We start from the raw sequence: 1,046 nt of genomic DNA, 5'->3' as shown, positions 1-1,046 counted from the left end.
ACCGGCCGGATCGGCCACCCCAGCCTGCTGCCCGACGGCCTGGAGCCGGTGGCCCCCTCGGCGGTGGCCGCCCGGGGCCGGGTCTTCACCCACGAGGGGCCGAAGGAGTACGTGACGCCGAAGGAGCTGAGCGAGGCCGACATCCGGCAGACCGTCGACGACTACGCCGCCGCGGCCCGCAACGCGATCGAGGCCGGCTTCGACGGCGTGGAGATCCACGGCGCCAACGGCTACCTGATCCACCAGTTCCTCGCGCCCAACACCAACCGGCGCACCGACGCCTGGGGCGGTGACACCGAGGGCCGGATCCGCTTCGCCGTCGAGGTCACGAGCGCCGTGGCCGAGGCGATCGGCGCCCACCGGGTCGGCCTGCGGATCTCCCCCGGCAACCCGTACAACGACATCGCCGAGGACGACCCGGCCGAGATGTACGAGACGCTGCTGGAGCGGCTCGCCGGCCTGGACCTGGCCTACCTGCACCTGCTGGAGGGCCCGAACCGCGACCTGACCGCCCGGCTGCGCAAGGCCTGGCCCGGCACGTTCGTCCTCAACCCCTTCACCCACCCGGAGGTCACCGGCCCCGAGGAGCTGACGCTGGTCGAGGACGGCACCGCGGACATGATCGCGTACGGGGCGCTGTTCCTGGCCAACCCCGACCTGCCGGCCCGGCTCGCCGCCGGCGGCCCGTTCAACACCCCGGATGCGTCCACCTTCTACGGCGGCGACCACCGCGGCTACACCGACTACCCCACTCTCACCCCCTGAGCGGCGCGGCCACCGGTGCGGCCCCTTCCGCGACCGCACAGTGAGTAAGAGCCGCCCCGTCCGATCCTGAATCCGCCTTCACCCGGGAGTTCCCGATGTCCAACGCGATCACCTTCTCCGAGTACGGCGCGCCCGAGGTGCTGCGACTGTCCGAGGTCACCCCGCCCGAGCCCGGCCCGGGCCAGGTCCGGATCCGGGTGCGGGCCGCCTCCGTGAACCCGCTCGACATGAAGATCCGCTCCGGCCTGATGGCCAAGGCCGCCCCCGCGCGTTTCCCCGTG

At 72.9% G+C, this 1,046-nt stretch carries 1 protein-coding gene and 1 pseudogene; both read left to right on the top strand.

Annotation, left to right across the window (positions count from 1 at the left end):
- Positions 1–765 (top strand): oxidoreductase (locus tag ACWEQL_RS42515; RefSeq protein ID WP_452157001.1); only part of this gene is annotated, 765 nt, incomplete at its 5' end.
- A gap of 95 nt (positions 766–860) precedes the next feature.
- Positions 861–1,046 (top strand): annotated as a pseudogene (locus tag ACWEQL_RS42510) (NADP-dependent oxidoreductase); the annotation flags it as partial.

It is taken from the genome of Kitasatospora sp. NPDC004240 (assembly GCF_053603215.1).
Note: the sequence above shows the minus strand (reverse complement) of the source record. Positions and strands in the feature narration are given on the sequence as shown.